General features: G+C 63.7%; 1 protein-coding gene. It reads right to left on the reverse strand.

All coding sequences use genetic code 11. The features are described from left to right. A partial coding sequence (locus ABD256_RS44260; RefSeq protein WP_344432419.1) for a M56 family metallopeptidase occupies window positions 1–587 on the reverse strand: 587 nt, incomplete at both ends.

Consider the following 587-nt stretch of genomic DNA (forward strand, 5'->3'; position numbering starts at 1 on the left):
GGTCTTCGGCCTCAGCGATGGGATCCACCGTGTCCAGGGGCGAGCTCGTCGAGCCAGTCAATGCGGGAGCTTCACTACTCGCTCCGGACGCCTCAATCCCGGAATTGCCGTCACTGGTGAGCGTTTGGGTGTCCTGCTCCAGGAGGGACTGTTCGAGAGCAGCAGGTTGGGGCGCTGTCCTCAATGAATCATCCTCACCGTCGGATAGATCATTGAAGCCGAAGGCGAGCGCGCTGACCACCAGGGTCAGGGCGGCCATGCTCAGGCCAACCGCTCCCCCCTGCCGGCGCCCGGGGTAGGGCAGTCGGCGAACGCGACTGGCGACCTGCCCGTCCGCCATGGCCATTGCCAGGGGGTTGCGGTCCCCTCGTGATTGCTCCAGTTTGAGGAGGGTTTCGGCATAGCCCACTCGATCGCCGGTCAGGGTTGCCGCCATGGCATCACAGGCAATCTCTCGTTCAATCCGAAGATCCCGGGAAACCCAACGCACCACGGGGTGATAGAAGAACAGGGTTTCCACTGCCGTTTGCAGGATATTGACCCAGTGGTCGAGCCGGCGCAGGTGCGCCAGCTCATGGGCCAGGACC

Source organism: Amycolatopsis minnesotensis (genome assembly GCF_039529815.1).
Taxonomy (GTDB): Bacteria; Actinomycetota; Actinomycetes; order Mycobacteriales; family Pseudonocardiaceae; genus Amycolatopsis; species Amycolatopsis minnesotensis.